This is a genomic window from Aureisphaera sp., from assembly GCF_059726885.1.
Genome location: NZ_AP041051.1, coordinates 2,645,277 through 2,667,123 on the forward strand (window position 1 = coordinate 2,645,277; position 21,847 = coordinate 2,667,123).

At 40.2% G+C, this 21,847-nt stretch carries 22 protein-coding genes; 6 read left to right on the forward strand and 16 right to left on the reverse strand.

Annotation, left to right across the window (positions count from 1 at the left end; all coding sequences use genetic code 11):
* Positions 1-362 precede the first annotated feature (362 nt).
* From AC6JAD_RS11520 to lysA, 4 genes are all read right to left on the reverse strand, one after another.
* Positions 363-1,475 (reverse strand): serine hydrolase, encoded by a 1,113-nt coding sequence (locus AC6JAD_RS11520; RefSeq protein WP_461303346.1) that lies wholly within the window; start codon positions 1,473-1,475, stop codon positions 363-365.
* Between the two features lie 7 nt (positions 1,476-1,482).
* The gene (locus tag AC6JAD_RS11525) at positions 1,483-1,926 is read right to left on the reverse strand and encodes an SRPBCC family protein (RefSeq protein ID WP_461303347.1); all 444 of its coding nucleotides are present in this window, start codon (positions 1,924-1,926) and stop codon (positions 1,483-1,485) included.
* A 20-nt stretch (positions 1,927-1,946) separates the two neighbouring features.
* The gene (locus tag AC6JAD_RS11530) at positions 1,947-2,732 is read right to left on the reverse strand and encodes a carboxylesterase family protein (RefSeq protein WP_461303348.1); all 786 of its coding nucleotides are present in this window, start codon (positions 2,730-2,732) and stop codon (positions 1,947-1,949) included.
* Between the two features lie 77 nt (positions 2,733-2,809).
* Positions 2,810-4,015, reverse strand: coding sequence for a diaminopimelate decarboxylase (gene lysA, locus AC6JAD_RS11535; RefSeq protein ID WP_461303349.1), 1,206 nt, complete (start codon positions 4,013-4,015; stop codon positions 2,810-2,812).
* Positions 4,016-4,253: 238 nt separating this feature from the next.
* Between lysA and sucC the strand changes: the two genes are divergently transcribed.
* The 5 genes from sucC (at position 4,254) to AC6JAD_RS11560 (ending at position 8,042) form a co-directional block, all read left to right on the forward strand.
* Positions 4,254-5,444, forward strand: coding sequence for an ADP-forming succinate--CoA ligase subunit beta (gene sucC / locus AC6JAD_RS11540; RefSeq protein ID WP_461303350.1), 1,191 nt, complete (start codon positions 4,254-4,256; stop codon positions 5,442-5,444).
* A gap of 157 nt (positions 5,445-5,601) precedes the next feature.
* Positions 5,602-6,486: a T9SS type A sorting domain-containing protein gene (locus AC6JAD_RS11545; protein WP_461303351.1), complete on the forward strand. Its 885-nt coding sequence runs from the start codon at positions 5,602-5,604 to the stop codon at positions 6,484-6,486.
* A gap of 188 nt (positions 6,487-6,674) precedes the next feature.
* On the forward strand, positions 6,675-7,013 hold the full coding sequence (locus AC6JAD_RS11550) for a hypothetical protein (protein WP_461303352.1): 339 nt from the start codon (positions 6,675-6,677) through the stop codon (positions 7,011-7,013).
* A 62-nt stretch (positions 7,014-7,075) separates the two neighbouring features.
* On the forward strand, positions 7,076-7,474 hold the full coding sequence (locus AC6JAD_RS11555; RefSeq protein WP_461303353.1) for a tellurite resistance TerB family protein: 399 nt from the start codon (positions 7,076-7,078) through the stop codon (positions 7,472-7,474).
* Positions 7,475-7,604: 130 nt separating this feature from the next.
* The gene (locus AC6JAD_RS11560; protein WP_461303354.1) at positions 7,605-8,042 is read left to right on the forward strand and encodes an Hsp20/alpha crystallin family protein; all 438 of its coding nucleotides are present in this window, start codon (positions 7,605-7,607) and stop codon (positions 8,040-8,042) included.
* Positions 8,043-8,109: 67 nt separating this feature from the next.
* Here the strand turns inward: AC6JAD_RS11560 and rluF are convergent, their stop codons facing one another.
* From rluF to AC6JAD_RS11595, 7 genes are all read right to left on the reverse strand, one after another.
* Complete coding sequence (gene rluF / locus AC6JAD_RS11565; RefSeq protein WP_461303355.1) at positions 8,110-8,892, reverse strand: 23S rRNA pseudouridine(2604) synthase RluF; 783 nt, start codon at positions 8,890-8,892, stop codon at positions 8,110-8,112.
* A gap of 36 nt (positions 8,893-8,928) precedes the next feature.
* Positions 8,929-10,932, reverse strand: coding sequence for an excinuclease ABC subunit UvrB (uvrB, locus tag AC6JAD_RS11570; RefSeq protein ID WP_461303356.1), 2,004 nt, complete (start codon positions 10,930-10,932; stop codon positions 8,929-8,931).
* A gap of 96 nt (positions 10,933-11,028) precedes the next feature.
* On the reverse strand, positions 11,029-11,838 hold the full coding sequence (locus AC6JAD_RS11575) for a class I SAM-dependent methyltransferase (protein WP_461303357.1): 810 nt from the start codon (positions 11,836-11,838) through the stop codon (positions 11,029-11,031).
* 54 nt (positions 11,839-11,892) lie between these two features.
* Positions 11,893-14,313, reverse strand: coding sequence for an FIDD domain-containing protein (locus tag AC6JAD_RS11580; RefSeq protein ID WP_461303358.1), 2,421 nt, complete (start codon positions 14,311-14,313; stop codon positions 11,893-11,895).
* A gap of 74 nt (positions 14,314-14,387) precedes the next feature.
* Positions 14,388-15,227 (reverse strand): ABC transporter permease, encoded by an 840-nt coding sequence (locus tag AC6JAD_RS11585; RefSeq protein ID WP_461303359.1) that lies wholly within the window; start codon positions 15,225-15,227, stop codon positions 14,388-14,390.
* 5 nt (positions 15,228-15,232) lie between these two features.
* A complete protein-coding gene (locus AC6JAD_RS11590; protein ID WP_461303360.1) occupies positions 15,233-16,129 on the reverse strand; it encodes an ABC transporter ATP-binding protein in 897 nt (298 codons plus the stop codon).
* A gap of 93 nt (positions 16,130-16,222) precedes the next feature.
* Positions 16,223-16,600, reverse strand: a complete 378-nt coding sequence (locus AC6JAD_RS11595) for a hypothetical protein (RefSeq protein WP_461303361.1) — start codon at positions 16,598-16,600, stop codon at positions 16,223-16,225.
* Positions 16,601-16,775: 175 nt separating this feature from the next.
* Here AC6JAD_RS11595 and AC6JAD_RS11600 point away from each other — a divergent pair, with 175 nt between their 5' ends.
* Positions 16,776-17,153 carry a hypothetical protein gene (locus AC6JAD_RS11600; RefSeq protein WP_461303362.1) on the forward strand — a complete coding sequence of 126 codons (378 nt, stop codon included), beginning with the start codon at positions 16,776-16,778 and terminating at the stop codon, positions 17,151-17,153.
* 4 nt (positions 17,154-17,157) lie between these two features.
* Here AC6JAD_RS11600 and AC6JAD_RS11605 read toward each other — a convergent pair whose 3' ends face one another.
* The 5 genes from AC6JAD_RS11605 to AC6JAD_RS11625 form a co-directional block, all read right to left on the reverse strand.
* Entirely contained in the window at positions 17,158-18,216 is a 1,059-nt protein-coding gene (locus tag AC6JAD_RS11605) for a nucleoid-associated protein (RefSeq protein ID WP_461303363.1), read from the reverse strand.
* 32 nt (positions 18,217-18,248) lie between these two features.
* Positions 18,249-18,761 carry an IS1096 element passenger TnpR family protein gene (locus AC6JAD_RS11610; protein WP_461303364.1) on the reverse strand — a complete coding sequence of 171 codons (513 nt, stop codon included), beginning with the start codon at positions 18,759-18,761 and terminating at the stop codon, positions 18,249-18,251.
* A gap of 77 nt (positions 18,762-18,838) precedes the next feature.
* On the reverse strand, positions 18,839-19,852 hold the full coding sequence (locus AC6JAD_RS11615) for a COX15/CtaA family protein (RefSeq protein WP_461303365.1): 1,014 nt from the start codon (positions 19,850-19,852) through the stop codon (positions 18,839-18,841).
* A gap of 4 nt (positions 19,853-19,856) precedes the next feature.
* Entirely contained in the window at positions 19,857-21,281 is a 1,425-nt protein-coding gene (locus AC6JAD_RS11620) for a CCA tRNA nucleotidyltransferase (protein WP_461303366.1), read from the reverse strand.
* Positions 21,281-21,841, reverse strand: a complete 561-nt coding sequence (locus AC6JAD_RS11625; RefSeq protein ID WP_461303367.1) for an L-threonylcarbamoyladenylate synthase — start codon at positions 21,839-21,841, stop codon at positions 21,281-21,283. Before AC6JAD_RS11625 ends, AC6JAD_RS11620 begins: the two co-directional genes overlap by 1 nt.
* Between the last annotated feature and the right edge of the window lie 6 nt (positions 21,842-21,847).

Consider the following 21,847-nt stretch of genomic DNA (forward strand, 5'->3'; position numbering starts at 1 on the left):
AGATTTTTAATTGCTTTTTTGGTCATTGTGTCAAGACGTAATGAGTGCTGATTAAGGCGTTAAATTCACTGATTCCTAAAAAATAAGGGCTTTTTAAGGTGTATAATGTGATTTTGTCGAAAAATTTGAAAAAATATTTCGGATTTGTTATTTTTTTTAGATTTTTAGCCACTCAGTTTATTACGTGGAATCAGAGGCCATTTATTTTATTCTTGCCATCACCGTGTCTTTAGTGGTTATTCATGCGGTGCACACGTATGGCAGGATCAAGCGCGCTAGGGAAAGTGGTAGAAAGCTGTATCGAAAGAATGCGTATTATGCATTGCTTATTAGGCTTTTTGGGAGAAATCTGCCAGACTGATTCATTTTTGTAGTTCATAAGCGTGAATTTCCCTACCCAATGCCGCTAGAAACGGAATTCCGATTTCGTCATATTCATATGAATCATCATTGAAAATACCATTGCTGTTTACCAAAATAGTAGCAGAGAGAATAAACTCGACACCTTCTTTTTCATCAACTATATAGGCAGTATCCGTTAACGTGCCATAGGCATACCCTACTTTGTTGTAAATCTTTATGTGTTCAGGAATGCGTTCTTTGGTATCACCAAAAAGAAAGAATTTTACATAGCCATCATAGTATTCACTTTCATCGTATCCATTCTTTCTGGGTACGGTATACATTTGTTCTTTTAAAAATGCCATGCTTTCTCCCGTAAGGTTGAACTGGAATTTTTTAGTAAATTTTTCTGGAAAGAATATCCGTTTCATTGTACTATGTTGGGATCGTAATGGGAAGTAGTTCTTTAAACTAAAATCCATTGGTTGTCCAATAAGGGAATCATTCCTCATGTAGCCTTTTCCTTTAAATTGCTTTTCTAGGTCAAGTGCGTATAAGTATTCATCGGAATAGCCAAATCCTCTTATGGGCAATCCTTCAAAATGTAAGGGTAGGCGGGCAGTTTCCGCCGCATTTTCCGTACTAAGCCTGTGGGCTATTCTCACAGGTGCCATATCCTTATAGTGCATTTTTCTATCAATGTAAGACCTACCTATGAATTCGTACATCCTATTATAAGCTTCATTATCGCTTACAGCAAAAATTTGTCGAACATCATCAGCAATGGTATGCGATAAGGAATCCCGCTCTATAGTGTATTTCGAATCTTTAGTCAGTAAAGAATCAAGATCAACCAATTCTAATGCTAGTACAGCAGCCGGAAGCTTAACTGTGCTTGCGGGATAGAAGTAATGCTGGTCGTTTACCTGAAAAGAATGATCCTTGAACTTGACTCCACCATTCTTTTCACGCACAATTTCTGTATACAGAATCTGTACTTCATGGGCTGCAAGATTACCCATTACCTTAGAAATAGCAGGATTTTCACTGCTCAATACACTTTTCAATGGATCCTGTTCCATGTGAGAACAAGAAATACAAAATGGCAATAGAAGAAGCAGGAAGTATTTCATTAGGGTATCAAGATTGGTTTTCGGCGAATACCTTGAAATTATCCAGCCATTTCTGTACCTGCTTTTTGAACATGCCGGGAAATAATTTTGCAATAAGTTTAGGCATAAAGCCACGGAAGGCAGTATACTCAATTTCAGAAACATAACGCGTACTCGATTCACTCAAAGGCGTAAATTCACAGCGCATGGTATTATCCATGTGTTTGTGATGATAGTGACCAACAAAGGAATGAGGCAAATCGTTTTCCAAAATGGTCTCCGTCAATTCCATTTGTCCTTTCCCTTGCTTATATAGCATTTTCGATATCGCCCCGTTTTGACCCTCTTCTCCTTGTAACAATTCCTTGCTTATAAAACTGTCCTGATATTCACCCAAATATGCTGGGTTTGCAAACAATTCGGCCACTTTTTGTTGGGGTTGGTTTATTTCTACACTGCAATTAAATTTCATGATTACGTTTTTTTGTGTGATTATAGGGATTTTGAAAAAAGCCACTTCAGTAGCTCAGGTTCACTAAATGCGTTAACCCAACTGTCATGCTTTATTTCGGGGTAAAGGGTGATTCGACTATTGCCCCCTTCTTCCTGTATAGCATCATGCATTTCCTTCGAATAAATGACCGGCACCACATCATCCTGCTCCCCATGGAATATCCATATGGGGACGGATTTTATGGTTTCCGAAATAGCGGGGTTGGCTCCTCCACAGATGGCAAAGGCGGCTGCAAAAAGGTTTGGATTTCGACGAAGCATTTCAAAAGTGCCCATTCCACCCATGGACAACCCTCCCAAATAGATCTTATGGGGATCGATTCGATAATTAGTCTGGAGTGCGGACAATAAGCCCTCTAAAAGATCTAGCGTTTTGTTTTTTTCGATGGTTGGAGGGAAGTAATAGCTCCGTTCCGAGGTGGAATATTCGTAACTTGAATTGTTCCAGGACTTACCTGAGGGGCATTGCGGGAACACGACGATAGCCGGATATTGCTCTCTTACCTCTTCCTTTAGAAACAAATCGGAACCGTGAATGAGCTGGGCTTCATTGTCAGATCCGCGTTCCCCAGATCCATGGAGGAATATGAGAAGTGGATAGCTTTTGTTGACATCAAATTGCTTCGGAACAAGTAGCCGATAAGGTAAGGTGTCTCCCTTCGAAACGTAAACTTCTTTTTGGTATGTCCCTTTTGTTTGTGCCATTCCAGAGCAGATAATGAGAATACTAATGGATAGGAAAACAAAGTGTTTTTTTGGTCTCATTAATAAGGAGTTTCCATAAAAGTACTTCAAATATTGAAAACAGTAAAAAAGCCCTCTTTTAGGAGGGCTTTATTTTATCAAAGAGCAATGACCACTTGATTCTTAATCAGATCATCGAAAGTTTCACGCTTCCGTATGAGATGGGCTTTGTTTTCATACCAAAGAGTTTCTGCAGGACGATACCTACTATTGTAATTGCTTGCCATACTAAAACAATAAGCGCCGGCATTGCTGAAAGCAAGAACGTCCCCTTCGCTTATTTCCGTAATACGTCTATTGTTTGCAAATGTGTCTGTTTCACAGATATAACCAACCACACTATAGAAGCGTTCCTTGCCTTGTGGGTTACTTATGTTTTCTATTTTGTGCTGGCTGCCATAAAGCATGGGGCGGATAAGGTGATTAAAACCGCTATCCACCTGGGCAAAAACCGTGGATGTTGTTTGCTTTACCACGTTTACTGCTACTAAAAATTTACCAGCTTCGCTTACTAGGAACTTGCCGGGTTCAAAGGCCAACGTTAGTTCCTTGCCATATTCTTTGCAAAATTCATTGAAGCGTTGGCTCAACTTCTTGCCCATTTCCTCAATGTTGGTTTCAATATCCCCTTCTTTATAAGGAACCTTGAATCCACTGCCAAAATCAATAAATTCCAAGGCATCAAAATGCTTGGCCGTTTCAAACAGAATTTCAGAGGCATAAAGAAATACATCGATATCCAGAATATCACTTCCAGTGTGCATATGGATGCCATTTATGTGCATTCCAGTATTCTCCACAATTCTATTGATATGCGGCAACTGATGAATAGAAATCCCAAACTTACTATCGATATGCCCGACAGAAATGTTGGTGTTGCCACCTGCCATTACATGTGGGTTTATGCGGATACAGACGGGAACATTAGGGTATTTCGTTCCGAATTGCTCTAATATGGAGAGGTTGTCAATATTGATTTGAACTCCAAGCTTCACCGCCTGCTCTATTTCTTCTAAAGAAACCCCATTTGGCGTAAAGATGATATTCTTTCCTTCAACCCCAGCCTCAAGTGCCAGTTGTACTTCCTGAATGGAAACCGTATCCATCCCTGCGCCTAGTGATTTTAGGAACTTTAGTACGGAGATATTCGAAAGGGCTTTTACGGCATAATTGATTTTAACCTGTTTGACCTTTTTAAAAGCATCTTGCAAACGTTTATACTGCCCTTCCATTTTTTGGGCATCATACACATACACGGGACTTTCGTATTCCCGAGCAATCGCTAAAAGGTCTTGATTTGTCATTATGACTCAGGTTTTTAATGTTAAAAAAAATAAGAGGTAAAAATAGTAGGTTCCTTACAATTAGAGAGCGTACATATCCTATTTTTTTCTAAAAACGATGTTGGGGTTGCGATTTATTCAATTTGGAAACAAAATCAAGAATATAATCAATGGCAACTCTGTATTCTTTTCTTCTTTTCGCCTAAAATCTCTCACGAACATTTATTACTTTTGTGGCTCCTAAAAAAATAGACGTACAATGAACTTACACGAATATCAAGGAAAACAAATTTTAAATAGTTTTGGGGTAGATATCCAACGTGGTATTGTTGCTCAAACTGCCGAGGAAGCAGTAGCAGCGGCCAAAAAATTAACCGAAGATACTGGCACTGGATGGCATGTGATCAAAGCCCAAGTACATGCCGGTGGGCGTGGAAAAGGCGGTGGAGTAAAATTAGCCAAGAATTTAGACGAGGTTAAGGACATTGCCAATCAAATTATTGGGATGAACCTAATTACCCCACAAACAAGTGCGGAAGGTAAAAAGGTACATCAAGTGTTGGTTGCAGAAGACGTGTATTACCCAGGGGATAGCGAACCAGAGGAATACTATATGAGCGTGTTGTTAAACCGAGCTACGGGAAGAAACATGATTATGTATTCTACAGAAGGTGGAATGGATATTGAAACGGTCGCAGAGGAAACTCCACATCTAATTTTTACTGAAGAAATTGATCCTGCTGCTGGGTTATTACCTTTCCAAGCCAGACGTATTGCCTTTAACCTTGGCTTAAGCGGAATGGCTTTTAAAGGAATGGTGAAGTTTGTGAATGCTTTATACACAGCATATGTGAAGTCAGATTCTTCTTTATTCGAAATAAACCCCGTATTAAAAACCAGTGACGATAAGGTAATTGCCGTTGATGCTAAAGTAACTTTAGATGGCAATGCACTTTACCGCCATAAGGATTATTTGGCAATGCGCGATAAGCGTGAGGAAAATCCAATTGAGGTGGAAGCTGGTGAAGTTGGTTTGAATTATGTAGATCTAGATGGAAATGTGGGTTGCATGGTAAATGGAGCTGGACTGGCAATGGCTACAATGGACCTTATCAAACAAGCAGGAGGGGAACCTGCCAACTTCTTGGATGTTGGGGGTACTGCCGATGCAGAAAGAGTTGAAATCGCTTTCAACCTTATTCTTAAGGATCCAAATGTAAAAGCCATTTTGGTAAATATCTTTGGTGGGATTGTGCGTTGTGATCGCGTGGCCCAGGGAATTGTAGATGCGTACAAAAACATGGGTACCATTAATGTACCTATCATTGTTCGTTTACAGGGAACCAATGCAGATATAGCAAAAGAATTAATAGACAATAGTGGATTGGATGTACAATCTGCTATCGAATTCCAAGAAGCTGCAGACAAAGTGCAGGCAGTATTGGCATAAGATATAATGACTGTTTTAAAAGGCCCCGCTATACAAGCGGGGTTTTTTTTGTGTCAAGAAATCAGAATTATTGTGTCCAACTTCTTGATAAACGACAACAAACTAGGGTTCTTTTGTATTGTAAATGGCTTAAAATCTTATCTTTAAAAGAAAAAAGATGATGAAAACATTACTATTTGCCTGCCTAAGTTTAGTTACCACGCTCTGTTTTTCACAAATTGAGCGACTGAGTAGTTATTTTGATGATGAAACATTGGACGAATGGACCAATATTGATACATCAGAGACCTTACTGTCCGTTGGAATAGAAGCACCAGGTTATCTTCATAAGGAGTGCGACGGCACTGAAACCCCTGTGGGGGAAATGACTGTGATCAATACTAGTGAAGATTGGACTGGAAATCATTGGTATGTCGCTGGTGGAGATGTCACCACACTAGCGGCTATTACCGAATTATCCATGAGAAACCCCAATGATTTCGATTTGCACATCAGGTTCGGTTTTACGGGAGCCAATGGTTTTCAGGCTGTTACTCATGATCCAATAATTGTCCCCGCGTTAAGCGATTGGGACACTTACGAGCCCTACTATGATATGAGCTTTCCTAGTTTTATAAACATCGAAATAATTACGGATACCTCAGGAATGCCATTTCTAGAGGTTTGGGATAATATGGTGGATATGTTTGGTGCCGTGACCGAATTTAGAATTTTCCATAATGAAGAGATTTCGTATGATGGGGAACTGGTGAATGGAGTTCTGGATATCGATTTCCTAAATCCTGTTTTCTTACTCTCTTCTAACGATTTGGAGAAACAGTATTTTACAATCTTTCCGAATCCGTCAAACCATATGGTATATGTGTCCTCGGGGACCGAAGAGGTTCAAAGTGTTAGCGTGTATTCCATGACAGGTGCCAAAATGATGCAAACGTCCCATGTCGATAGTGGCATGGACCTATCCTCATTGGCGAGCGGGATATACTTTATTGAAATCACATCCACCAAAGGCAGGGAAACGCATAGGGTTGTAAAAGAGTAATCTACGAGTTCGAATGTACCTTGAATCCTAATTTTCAGAGCAAAGCTTCTTGCGAAGTAATGTTAAGCAAGGTTAATGACGGTTAATAAATAGTTAAAAAGCAGCTGTTTAGGTAACAATTGTTCATAAGGTGTCGTCTATATAAGTGTTCATCAATCACTTATTTATTCACTTTAAAACGAACAATTATGAAAACGATCAAATCAATTATGTTAGCAATGGTGCTTTTAGTAGCAACCACATTATCTGCAAGTAATGGCTTAGTAGTTAAGAAAAAACCGACGAACGTAACTGAAGAAATTGAAAACCTTCTGGAAAACCCTTCCTTCGAAATCAAAAAAGAAATCAGTACGACCGCAGTTATCATGTTCAATGATGATGGGGAAATCGTAGTACTTTCGGTAGACACAGAAAACCAAATGGTAGAGCGTTTTGTAAAAAGCCGACTTAACTACCATAAGCTTCTTAATAAATTGGAAGAAGGAAAACAATATGTGGTACCTATTAAATTGGTATCTGGTAACTAGTTTTTTCAAAACGAATGAAATCCCGATGGTTCTTAAATCATCGGGATTTTTTATTTTTGAATATGCAAAACGAACACAGTAAAGCCCTTTTAAGTGATTTAATAGTCTTGGCCAAGGCCGACGACAAGTTTACCCAATCCGAATTTGACTTCATCTACCGACTCTCGAAGCGCATGGAGATTTCTGAAGCGGATTTTAAAATGCTACTGGAAGATCCCCTGCCATCACAGCCTATTCTTTCCGAGTTACAGCGCATTACCCACTTCCACAAGCTGGTGTTGGTTATGAACGTAGATAGGGAAACACACGATAATGAAGTGATCGTATTAAAGAACTTTGGATTAAAAATGGGAATTCGTCCGGCAGCAATTGATCAGATTCTATTTACAATGGAACAATACGAAGACAAAGTTATCCCTCCCAAGGAACTTATTCAGATTTTTCAGGCCTATTACAATTAGATTTTTGTTTTAACAGACAAAATGTCTCTCTTTTTCATGGGAAACAGGACAAAATGGCTTGTTTTCACGTTTGGAATTCCTTTTGCATTAAGGTTTAGAAAATAATAGGAATTTTAAACAATAAAATATCATGAAAGTAGTTAAGAGAAATGACTTTTGGTTCCCATCAATATTTGATGAGTTTTTTACTGAAAATAGACTGGATGTGCCTAATTATGAAAAGTTTAGCATACCAGCCGTAAATATTTCGGAAAATTTTTCGAACTTTGTCATCGATTTAGCGGTTCCAGGTTTTAAGAAGGAACATTTTGCTATCGAAATTGAAAAAGATGTATTGAAGGTGTCCTCGAATTTTGCCCCAAAGCGAGACTCTACCGACACTGAAAACGACAACAACCAGTTTACTAGAAAAGAATTTAGCTACGGCAAATTCAATAGGTCTTTTACTTTGCCCGAAACGGTGGATGTAGAAGATATAAAAGCGGATTATATAGATGGAATTTTATCCATCACACTTCCTAAGAAAGAAGTGAAAGAAGATATTAAAAGAATGGTTGAGATTTCATAATTGAAATTTAATTTGGTTAGTTAGTTGAAAAAGGCCGCGCATTACTCAATCGATGCGCGGTTATTTTTTATCCCCTTCTTCTCCTTTTTCCTCCAGTTCCCCGCTCCATCTGATCCACAAACGAACTGTTATCCGAGTCTTTCAGGGAATCCCTTAAATCTTGCAATTCTCTATCGGTAAGATCTCTCCACTTTCCAATGGGCAAATCGCCCAATTCAATGTTCATAATGCGAATGCGTTTCAAGGTTACAACCTCATAACCTAAGTGCTCACACATACGACGGATTTGTCTATTTAACCCTTGTACCAATACGATTTTAAAGACATAACGACTCAAGCGCTCTACTTTGCATTTCTTGGTAACGGTATCCAGGATGGGCACACCATTGGACATTCTTCTCACAAATTGATCTGAAACCGGACGATCTACTTTTACAATATATTCCTTCTCATGACGATTTCCTGCTCTCAGGATTTTATTAACGATATCACCATCATTCGTCATCAACAAAAGACCTTCACTGGGTTTATCCAATCTACCAATATGAAAAATGCGCTCTTCATGACCAATGAAATCCACAACGTTTCCTTTCACCCTTACATCCGTAGTACAGGTAATTCCAACGGGCTTATTCAGCATGATGTAAACTAGGTTCTCATTATCGGTAATGAGTTTACCATCTACTTTAATTTCATCATTGGGCATGACACGGTCACCCAAAGTAGCAACTGTTCCATTGATGGTCACCTTTCCCTTTTCAATAAAACCGTCAGCTTGTCTACGGGAACAAAATCCACTATCACTAATGGCCTTGTTTAGTCGGACGGAATCTGGATGGTAATCACTCATAAATGATACTGGGTTCTTTATATTCAGCTTGAAACCTTACTGAACTTCCTGTAGTTGTTTTTGAAATACCTTGATTTTATCCCTCAGTTTGGCCGCCATGATAAAATCCAGTTCTTTTGCCGATTTTTCCATTTCCTTTCGCGTATCCCGGATCTTCTTTTCCAATTGAGGTTTGGTAAGATACTCGTTTTCTGGCTCTGCAGCCAAGAGGCTTTCCGCTGTTTCTAGGGAATAAGAATTCGTTTTGGATTTGGTCAAGGCATTTTCAAAGCTTTTCTTTATGGCTTGGGGAGTAATACCGTTGACTTCATTGTAGGCCATTTGCTTACTTCTCCTGTACTCGGTGCCATCGATGGTAGCCTGCATGCTCTTGGTAATTTTATCCGCATACATAATAGCAGTTCCATTGATATTTCTTGCCGCCCGTCCCACAGTCTGTGTTAAAGATCTTGCGCTCCTAAGGAAACCTTCCTTATCGGCATCCAATATGGCCACTAAGGATACCTCCGGTAAATCCAATCCCTCACGTAATAGGTTTACACCCACGAGTACGTCGAACAATCCTAATCGAAGATCTTGCATTATTTCCACTCGTTCCAGCGTGTCCACATCACTATGAATATAGCGACATCTTATTTGAATGCGTGCCATGTACTTGGTCAACTCTTCCGCCATGCGTTTGGTCAAGGTGGTGACTAAAACGCGCTCGTCTTTTTCTACGCGTAGCTGAATTTCTTCCAATAAATCATCAATCTGATTCAGACTTGGGCGTACTTCTATTGGTGGGTCCAAGAGTCCTGTGGGTCGAATGATTTGTTCAATATACACGCCACCTGTTTTTTCCAATTCATAATCGGCAGGCGTAGCACTCACATAAATTACTTGATTCTGAAGCGCCTCGAATTCTTCAAATTTGAGAGGTCGATTATCCATGGCAGCTGGAAGTCGGAAACCATATTCCACTAGGTTTTCTTTTCTACTCCTATCCCCACCGTACATAGCTCCTACTTGTGGAATGGACACATGGCTTTCATCTACGATCATCAAATAATCATCGGGGAAGTAATCCAGTAAGCAGAAAGGTCTGGTTCCCGGCAAACGTTGATCGAGATATCGAGAGTAGTTTTCTATCCCACTGCAATAGCCCAATTCCCGGATCATTTCCAAATCGAAATTGGTGCGTTCCTCCAAGCGCTTGGCTTCTAAATGCTTACCAATCTCCTTGAAATAGTCCACCTGCTTCATTAAATCATCTTGAATGTTCCGTATGGCACCCTGCAATATATCAGGAGAGGTGACAAACATGTTGGCAGGATAAATATTTAGGCGATCGTATTTTTCTATTACCTCATTGGTTGCGGGACGGAAGGCTTCAATTTCTTCAATTTCATCACCAAAAAAATGAATTCGGAAGGCATCATCGGCGTACCCGGGATATACATCAACTGTATCTCCCTTTATTCGGAAACGTCCATTACTGAATTCTGCTTCAGTACGTGAGTACAGGCTCTGTACCAATTGGTGCAATAGTTTTGTTCTCGATATTACCTGTCCCTGTTTCAGGGAGATCACATTTTTCTGGAACTCTACTGGATTTCCAATACCATACAAACAGGAAACCGAGGCTACCACTATAACGTCCCTTCTTCCGGAAAGTAGGGAAGAGGTGGTACTCAATCGCATTTTCTCAATTTCTTCGTTAATGGAAAGATCCTTTTCTATATAGGTGCCACTGGTTGGGATATAGGCTTCCGGTTGATAGTAATCGTAATAGGACACAAAATACTCCACGGCATTTTCAGGAAAAAACTGCTTGAACTCACTATATAACTGGGCTGCTAGCGTTTTGTTATGTGCCAATACCAGAGTGGGGCGCTGCACTTTTTCCACTACATTGGCCACGGTAAAGGTTTTACCACTTCCCGTAACACCCAAAAGGGTCTGATAGGGCTCTCCTGTCTGGAGTCCATCCACCAAATTGGCAATAGCCTCTGGCTGATCACCTGTAGGTTTAAAATCGGAAACGATTTTGAATTTCATACTTCCTTTGTGAGGTGCAAATTTACGGAATCTTGTCCATTCAAATAGCCCTTGACAACTAAGGTTGTGAAGATAAAATAGTGACTCTAAAACCCATTACTTTTCCGCAATCACCTCGATCATAATCGGACAGCAAAGCGTGGCACCTGGCGTATTCTCCAATTGGGTCACTTCACTCAATGCAAGTTGCACATCTTCAGCGCTAAGAAGCCCCATTTCCTGTACCCGAGGGAAATAACTGTGATAGAAGGTTTTGGGCCATTGCCAAGTTACATTGTCCGGAGTGGCTAGCTTAGACATTAATCGTAAATTATTAATCTTCATACCCATATTGGATAGGGTAGTGGGCAGTTCTCGGCCTATGTCAATTTCAGCTGGGGAATTCTTGAAACTTTTTAGTGCAGCGGCAATGGCTTTTTTCAAGCCTGGCATTGCTGGCTCCGTTTGATGGGTGGACCAATCGTAGTATTCATGAATAACCATTCGCCCACCTGGTTTTAAGGCATCATAAACTTTCTGAAGTATTTCCTTAGGATTGGGTAACCAGGCCATGGCCCAGCGACAATACATACCGTCCAAACTATTGGGTTCTAAATTCATTTCATTGAAATCCGCCAACATGGGAGTGATGTTCAAATGATATAACTCCGAAATATGTGTTAAATGTGCTATATAGGCCTCAGATTTGTCTACTCCAATTACACGTCCTTCCTGACCGGCCAAATAAGCCATTTCCTTCGTGCAAAATCCTGGGCCTGAACCAAGGTCCAGAAGGGTTTGTCCGGCACGGAAATTTGCTAGTTGCCACCCTCTTTGGGCTTCCTCCGCCCAGATTTGGTGTTGTACCCCTAATCGGTGTAGCTCCTGGGCATCGGTCCCAAGGATATAGGCATTTTCTTCTTTCATTTTGGAAGGTTTTGTGTACCTATAAAAATAGGAAAATTTTATGTAGAAAACGCACTAATAGTTTACATAGACGTCTCCAATAAACGGTTCCGGGAAATTTGGATGGTTCAATACGAGCACATAGAAATAGGTGCCTACGGGCACAAACTTATCCTGATAGAAAATCCCTGTATTGGGAACGGCATCCCATTCGCCATCGTCATTTCCTCCCTCATAAATAAGGTTGCCTTCCCGACTATAAATTTTAAGGTTGAAATCCGGGAAAACATTTACCACATAATCCATATGTAAGAAATCATTCCGGGTATCGCCATTGGGAGAAACACCTTCGTAAATGATAGGTGGGCATTGCTCCACAACCAATTCGAAAGAAGAGGTAGTAAAACATATTTGATTTTCCAATCGAACATGTATCGTTTGAGGGTTGCTGGTATTTTGAAATTGACCTGGATCGGATATCGGGTTTACATTGGCAAGGGCATCCTCCTGACTCAAAAAGTAATTGAATTCACCATCTGAATTTTGGGTGATAAGATCATCTTGAACCGATAGATCAAAAAAGGTCATTTCAAAACCTCTGTCGCATTCCGTAAGTACTGGCAATTCCGTAATGGGTGGAATGGTTCCGAATTCGATTGCTAAGTCAAATTCGTTGTTGAATTCATTGAGCTCCTCTACACTTCCAATTCCTGCTCCATTATCATCTACTATGGCAACCAATACAAAATTGTTGGGCAGGCTTTCGGGAAGAGTCACCTCAAAAAATCCAAATTCACTACCTCCAATGGGAATAATATTTTGAGTTGTACTTTGGGCAATGAGTTGCAAATCCGCATAAAAGGCTACTTGCGTTCCCGCAGGAAGGTCATCAGTGCCTTTTGTATTGTAGACGGTATACTCTATCAATAAATCCCTTTGGCGACAGGCAAAGATTTCATTGTCTATACTCACGGTAGCATCGGGCAGTGGGCAGGTGATTACTTCAATTTCAAAACTTTCTACTACAAAACAATCAGGATTAGAAACACGTATCCACAGGGTTTCAGGGCTTGTCGTATTCTCATAGGCGGTTAGATCCCCTTCCAACGGGTTGCTATTACTTTGGGCATCGGCTTCGGTGGTATGGTAACTTAGGGTGTCGTCTGGATCTACAGAGGCGGTAGCTTCGGTTAAATCGAACAATTCGGTACCCACTACATCACAAAGTTCTAAATCCTGTAGGTTTCCAATCTCCGGGAACACCAAAAGGTGAAAATCTGCATTGTCCTCGTTATTATCATCATTTAATTCATTTACATCATCAAACGGATCTACGATGGCACGCAGTAGGAAATCTGCCGGTACTCCATCGGGAACAGTAAAAGTGATGGTCCCGCTTTCGGATTCACCCACTTGAATAATAGAGGTGGTAGAAGTTGTGGCCATAGAAACAGAACCTCCAAAGAAACCAATTTCCACAGGAGGTAAACGATCTGTGCCATCCGTGTTGAATACAGTATAATCTATGGTGATCTCCCTGTCCCCACAATCGGTACCGCCTACTATTTTGTCCATGGTGATGGTAGCCTCGGGTAAGGCAACATTGAGAACAGTGACCACATTGTTAATGATCACGAGGTCTTGGTTGGAGGTTAGCTCGATAAGGGCTTCAGTATCTCCAGGTTGAATGAGATTCTCCACCTCATATTGATCTATATCCATGTTATATAGATCCGTACTTCCTGTAAAGGTATTGGTCCCGTTAAAGGCATTATCAGCAGGGTTTAATGGATTGCTTAAAAGCGTACCATTAAGCCGCAAGGTTTCATTGTTAGCTAGGATATCGTCTCCTTCCCAAGCCAAGAATCCAATTTTTGCCTCGGCATTGTCAACCACTTCCAAATCGGTTAACTGAATGGAAAGACTGGTGTTTTGTGCAGAAACCGATTCAAATCCATCAAAAACACTTACTTGATTTAGTGGAAGGTCTGGGTCTTCATAGATCACAGTGACTGCCCAGCCTCCAAAATTTGTAGTATTCCCAGGAAATCCACAGTAAATGTCGGGTTCAATATCTGGAGTGAACTCCGAAAGGGTATAGGTTCCATTACCCGAGGCCAATAGCAAAGCGGTAATGTCGGCATATCCACCGGCATAGGAATGGGTGTCGTCAAAATCATATAAAAAGGTGCGCTCTGCCGTAATTGCATTTCCATTAAGGCTAACATCTGTGTCACCTGTTCCAGATCCTGCCCAATACAGATAGGCAGCAATAAGCGTCTGATCTAATTCTAAAACAAAATCCGCGCTGCTCTCCTCCAAAATTTCACAAGGGGTAGATCCTCCTGTATTTTCCCCAGTGTTTAACGTATTACCAAAAGAAAGATAGGAATAGCGTCCTTCGAATTGTTGAAAGAGTTCTACTTCTTGCTGGGAATGCCCCAAATAAGGAACGAGTAACCAAACAAAAAGGATCCATTTCTTGATTAGGTTCATAGCAATTGGATTGATAGTTAAATATACAAATATTTACTATCGCCAAAGCCATTATTTAGCTTGGAACTTATGAACTAAAGATCACGCTTTTTCAGTATGGCGTAGGACCAGTAGATGAACAGACAGGTCCAACCCAATACAATCACAACATTTAGTACGGATAAATCATAATCTTTATCAAAACTTTCGCCCAATTGATTTGCTGCCGATTGCACGGCACCAAACCTAGTGAAAGGTTCTACAATTAGATCGGACATTGCATTCAATGGAAGGAAATTGTAAACGGATTTAAACAAATCCACATCTGTCTTTACGCGTATGTATTGAAATATCATAGCAATGATACCTTCAACCACTTGCCAGAGCCCTAGGAATCCAAGTGCAAATGCTGAACGCTTTACCCAAATTCCTAAAAACATACAGAAACTGAAAAAGCATACTAGCTTAAGGAAATAGGCGAGCATGTACTGCATATCACTGAAAATAATCCCGATTTCCTTATAATCTGAAAAAAAGAGCCCTAAAAGGAGGGATACAACAAATAGGAAAACTGTAGAAACTACTGAAAACAGTAGTACCGTGAGAAATTTTGACGTTAAAAATTCCTTTTTGCTTAATCCGTCGATCAAATTCTGTTTCAGCGTGCGATAACTGTATTCGTTGGCTACGATCGAAACAATTACGACCGCAAAAAAGATTTTTAACCAGGCCGCTACCCAAGAATTGAAATGCCAGATAAAGGGAAAATTAAATATTCCTTGATCGGCTACCCGAAATTTCACTCCTCCAAAGTTAAACTCAATAGAAACTATGAGCGAAATAAAAAGGATGAGCGAAAAATAAACAATAGATATAGCCTTTGCAGACTTATTATATTTTAATTTATGTAGTTCTATATTGAGTAATCGAAGCATGGCGGTTAGTTGTTTTTGGTGATTTCAAGGAATAATTCTTCAAGGCTTTCTTTACGCTTCTCCAAGTGGGATAAGGCAATACCCTTAGAAAACAAATGCTTATTAATGGAACCTGCATCCATGGGTTTACTGAGGTAAGCGATGAGCTGATCCCCTTCCTTTTTTATCGAGGTAAAAGCATTCATGGCTTCCAATTCCCTTAATAATGCTTCATTATCCTGACTTTGCACCGTAAGGAATCCGTGACTGGCGTTCATCCCATCTACACTCCCCGTATATAGACTTTCCCCTTTTCTAAGGATTACTACATGACTGCACACCTTTTCAACTTCATCCAATAAATGAGAGGCTAATAAAATGGTCGTTCCTTTTGATGCTATTTTTTTGATGATTTCACGAATCTGATGAATTCCCTGTGGGTCCAAACCATTGGTAGGTTCATCGAGAATTAGGATTTCAGGATCGTTGAGTAGGGCGGAAGCGATAGCCAACCGTTGTTTCATACCTAGTGAGAAGGTACGGAACTTACTGTCTTTCCTATCCAAAAGCCCAACGGTTTCTAACTTATCAAGAACATTGGTAGTATCTACCCCCTTGATTTTACATACCAACTCCAAATTCTGGACAGCGGTCATATAAGGATAAAAGTTTGGGCGCTCAATGATGGCCCCAACCCTTTTTAAGGCGTCATGGGTAGTCTCCGTTCCATCGAACCACTCAAAATCCCCAGAAGTTCTATTCACTACATTGAGCACGATTCCCAAAGTGGTAGATTTCCCACTTCCATTGGGACCCAAGATTCCGTAGACATTTCCTTTTTCTATTGTAAACGACAGGTCTTTTACTGCCGTGAGGGCACCGAACCGTTTGGTAAGGTTATTTATGGTAAGTATTGGCTGCACAAAAATGGTTTTTGTTGATTAGTTGTCCATATGACGAACCATCCCAAGTTATGTTACAACCGGAACTCTATTTTCAGAAAAATATAACGTTTGCTATTCGGAAACCTGTATGGTAATCCTAGCGATCATTACAGGTGAGCTTTCAGGGCTACCTAATGGTCCTGTCTCTGTTTGAATATGTACACGATCGGTACCAATAAAACCATCATTGGCTAGGTATACATATTCAATATTACCTGTTTCGGGGTTTTCACGCAATTCACTGATACGTGCATTTTCAGCTTGATAAATAATCGTTGTAAGCTCAGGATCGCCAAATACCCCAATATCATAAATAAGGGTGTTATTGTTGGATACTTCGGCTAAAGGTGTGAATATTAAGGTAGTCGATTTGCCATCGTCGTCGTTTGAACAACTTAGGCCCACAAGTGCAACCGCACAAATAAGAATGAATTTCGTAATAGTTTTCATAGTGTTTTTTCTTTTTATCGCAACAATAATCATTCCTAAAATAGGTAATTATCAACTATAAATATACTGAATAATGTCTTAGAACTTAAATTGAAGAATCGAGGAGACCAGTAGCCTATAACTCTAAGTGGTAGACGCAACCGAGTGCTAAGTTCTATATCTTTGTAAAAAGGATATGAAAAAGATACTTCTTCCATTGGTATTATTAGCCGCTCTCTATTCGTGCTCCGACGATGATGAGGGTAAGGATACTCATCTACTGGATGGTACTTGGAATTTAATTAGCGTAGTGTGTGAGTGTGCCCCCGCCAATTTTGAAATAGGAACCCATGTTTGGGCTATTAATACCTCAAATAATAGGATTAACGTGGTCAACACGATTGATGAAGATCTCCAGATTTTAGAGAATGGTAACTATGGGTTTTCACTGAACGACAGTACTATAATGATACAATCGGTCACCTATGATTATTATTTCGAAGATGGAAAACTGTTTTTGGCAGATCATCCTGAGGTGGATGGACCCCTCATAGAATTTGTTCGCAATGAATAGGTAATTACGACTTCTGTTCCTTATTGAAGTATACTAGGTAATAGTACATTTGCTTTTCTTCGTCCCAACCCTTTTCTACGAACTTCTCTGCGCTCTCGGGATTAATGAAATCCATCTTTATCTGAATGTTCGTATCTAATTCGATAACATTCTTGATCTTTTTCCTTGCTGCGGTAACCGCTGTATTGGCAATAGGGAAGGAGGTGAGGTCTTCAATTTTATATTTTGGAGCTTGTTCGGTTTTGTAATGTTTAAATTCTGGAACAAGATCTGGATTGTCTATAACCTCATTAACGAAAGCAGACTCTTCAAATAAATCATTTTTAGCGAAATGGTTTACCGCTCTGTTCATAAAAAGCACTTCTTCCTTTTTATCCTCTGCAGGAAGTACCACATCCTTGGCAAAGTCCTGACAGAATTTCAAGTACTTCTTGGTGAAGAAGTTTTCATCTTCAAACGCTTCCACCCCTAAAAAGCTTTCTAACCAATAGCGCGCATCATAACGGTTACTATCAATGGACAGTACTTTGTACCCCTCTTCCTTCTTTACATTGAAAATCAAGGCTCCCTTGTCTAACTTGTTTAAATTGACACCTTGCTGCAATAGGGCTTCCAACTGATTTTCACCTTCAGAAAATTGAAGAAAATCCTGCTTCAGTTCCGATTTAAAGATTCCAATTCCATCTACCCGTTCGTTATCAATTTGAAGGTTTTCCAAATAGGCCACGTATATCTCCCCACTTTTAATGTGAGGGTGCATGGACTGGTCGAATAAATGCTTGGCGATCTTTTTGCTTACCTCATGAATCCCTTCAGGATTATCGAATACCTGGGAAACATGATTGAACAGATCATGGAACTCCAAATCGGCATCATGGAAAAACTGAAAGTAATTTTCTTCTTTATCCCGGAATGGTTTCAGGAAGAATTCCTTCATTAATGGTGCCAATTCATCGTCCATTTCATAGGGAGAGGCAGAGAGTAAAATACCTTCGTTTCTGCTTTTGTTTCCAACCCTGTGAATGGAAAGTGATGTAATATGGGTTCCGTATAGATTGATCATGTGGTATTGAGTTTAAGAATTAAGTAGGCGAATTAGTTCCAGTTTTCGTCGAAATCCAAATTTGTGTAGTCTTCAGGGTCCAGATCCATGTCATCTTCAAATTCATCTCCTTCATTTTCATCTGCAACAAATTCTTTTTCGGGTGCTTCTTCTGGAATTTGTCCATGCGCAAACATAAGGTTAGGGTAGGTACGGCCCTCTTCGTGTTCGGCAATTTCCGCCAATTCTACCAAGAAAGTCCACATATTGAAGAAATCGTAGACATAAATAAGTTTGGTCTGATCTTCATTGACCACATCTTCCAAAATTGCTTCGCTCATAATGCGAACACTTCCAGGCTCATCACTCATATCGAACAAGGCAATTTCTTCTCCTTGTTCCCAGAGGTCATTACTTACATAAAACGAAGCCATTTCCTGTCCGCCAAACCCAAAAGACTGGGTAATGGTGTTGTGCAGGTCTTCCAAGGTGTTGGAAGCCTCGATCTCGATATCACGAAAAACATCTTCGTGCGTATCTAATATGGCTCTAAATCGATAAATCATCTCTCAAAAATTAGGACGGCAAAGGTACAATATATTCCTTTTGAAATGGGTGGAGACTGTTTGTTTTTTAGGTTGCCTTACTTACTAAAGCGATGCAATGTAAAGGTCATAACTGCCAGTAAGAAAAATGCCATGACTTGGTGCAATACCCCTAACCAAACCGGAACTTGCAATAACAAGGTTAGTACACCCAAAACGAATTGAACAATTACCAATGCTACCAAAAGCTTAATACCTCTATTCTGAAAATGGGTAAGGGTTAATTTTCTGCTACGAAAGGCAATAACCCCAATTATAATAACGACAATGTAGGCCAGGTAGCGATGTACAAACTGGACTCCGCTTTTTCCTTCCACGAAATTCCTCCAAACGGGTTCTTGTTCAATGGTTACCGTTTCATGGATCAGCTTTCCATCACTCATTAAAGGCCAGTGGTTGTGAATCCAACCGGCATCCAATCCCGCAACGAAAGCACCATATATAATTTGAAGCAATAACACGGCCATACCCCAGCGAATAAGATTGCGAAAGCCTCTCATGATCTCCTTCTTATCGGGGAACATGAGATCTAGGGCGACCCAAAATGTATATGCAAAGGTGATGAATGCAGTAGTAAGGTGCATTGCAAGGCGATAGTGACTCACATCGGGTCGATCTACCAAACCACTTTTTACCATATACCAGCCTAAAAAGCCTTGGAAAGCTCCCAATCCCAATAAAATAATACACTTTTTTATGGTAGGTTTGGTGAGTTGTTTTCTTAGCAGAAAATATAGGAAGGGTATAAAAAAGACCAGACCGATAGCTCTTCCAATCACACGGTGTATCCATTCCCAGAAATAGATGTCCTTGAAATCCTCAAGGGTAAAATTGTAGTTTATTTTCTGGTATTCCGGATACTGCTTGTACAGTTCAAAAGCCTCTTGCCAAGCTGCTTCATTCATTGGAGGCAAGGTGCCCGAAATTAATTTATAGTTGGAAATAGAAAGGCCGGAATGCGTAAGTCGGGTAATTCCCCCTACAATGACCATAATGAAAATTAATACACACCCTGTTAATAGCCAGTAGATTACCTTTTTATTGTCCTTCATAACATTAGACTTCTTTTAGTCCTATTTCGTGTCCTTTTTTCAACATGAATTCCTTGGCAGCTTCATATTCATTTGGAATCTCTCCTTCCAAAATAGCTTCCTTTATGGCTTCCTTTATAATTCCTATTTCACGGGAAGGTTTTAAACCGAAGGTCGTCATTATTTCCTCTCCCGAAACCGGAGGTTGAAAATTCCTGATATGATCGCGCTCTTCTACTTCCTTTATTTTTTGACGCACCAACTTAAAATTACCATGATACTTTTTAAAGCGCTTTGGGTTCTTAGTTGTGATATCTGCCTCACACAAAGTCATGAGATCATCTACATAGTCGCCAGCATCGAAAACCAAGCGTCTTACCGCACTATCTGTAACATCTGTAGCCAATACAATAGGTCTTGAACTCATTAGGACCATTTTCTGGACAAACTTCATTTTTTCATTCAAGGGCATTCGCATTCGCTTGAAGAGTTTGTACACCATTTTCGACCCTACAAATTCATGGGCATGAAAGGTCCAACCATTTTTTTTATCGAAACGTTTGGTAGGTGCTTTCCCAATATCGTGCAATAATGCTGCCCAGCGCAGCCAAAGATTGTCGGTTGTGTGGGCTATATTATCCACAACTTCCAGCGTGTGCCAAAAATTGTCCTTATGTCGTTGCCCTTCCTTCTCCTCTATGCCTTTTAGTGCCATTAATTCGGGAAAGATGAAGGGTAATAGACCTGTATTGTGCAATAGTGTAAAACCAATGGAAGGAATTGGGGACGCCAATATTTTATGAATCTCATCAATAATACGTTCCTTCGAAATAATCTTGATGCGATGGGCATTACGTGTTATGGCCTCCAACGACTCGTGCTCGATGGTGAAATCGAGTTGGGCGGCAAATCGAATGGCCCTTAGCATTCGCAAGGGGTCATCGCTATAGGTAATATCTGGGTCCAATGGAGTGCGGATGCACTTATTTTCCAGATCCTTTATACCTCCAAAAGGATCGAGCAGTTCCCCATAGTTTTCATGGTTCAAACTTATGGCCAAAGCGTTAATGGTAAAGTCCCTTCTATTCTGATCGTCTTGAAGTGTACCACCCTCTACAGCTGGATTTCGACTATCTTCTTGGTAGCTCTCTTTACGGGCACCCACAAATTCAAGCTCGATATCCTGACTTTTAAGCATGGCAGTGCCATAATTCTTAAAAATGGATACCTTGGGCTTATTGGGTAAAAGCGAAGAAACTTGCTTTGCCAAATCCATACCGTTGCCAATGGCCACAATATCAATATCTTTTGCCGTTCCCCGTTTCAGGATGTAATCACGAACAAATCCCCCAATTACATAACAGTCTACTTTTTGCAAGGAAGCAGCTTTCGATATCGTATTGAAAATTGGGTGTTGTAATGCGTTTTTATAGTTCGGAGCTGTAGACATTAATCTCTGATAACCTTGACCGTACCATCGTTTTTCAGTTTAATGATAGCCGATGGTTTTGCGGGTTTTGTATTCGTATGCAAATTTACGACATAGTCCACGCCTTCCAAAATCTCTTTGCTTATTTCTTTGAATGTAGCTGGTGTTTTTTCACCACTAATATTTGCCGAGGTGGAAACGATCGGCCTTCTAAATTTACGAATCAGTTTTTTGCAGAAATCATCCTTGGTCACTCGAATGGCAAGTGAATTGTCGTCGGCGATTAAATTTTCGGCTACACGAATGGGATCGTCATAAATTATGGTAGTGGGTTTGGCCGCAAATTTCAAGATATCATAAGCCACTTCCGGGACATCCTCCACAAATTGGTTCAACATTTTAAAATCGCTCACAAGGCATATCAAAGCTTTGCTTTCTGCCCTTTTTTTCAGTTGGTAGACGGCTTCAATTGCAGCTTCATTGGTGGCGTCACAACCAATACCCCATACGGTATCCGTGGGATAAAGAATAACACCGCCTCTTTTTAATACGGAAATCGATTTTTCAATTTCGTCATACATAGTAAT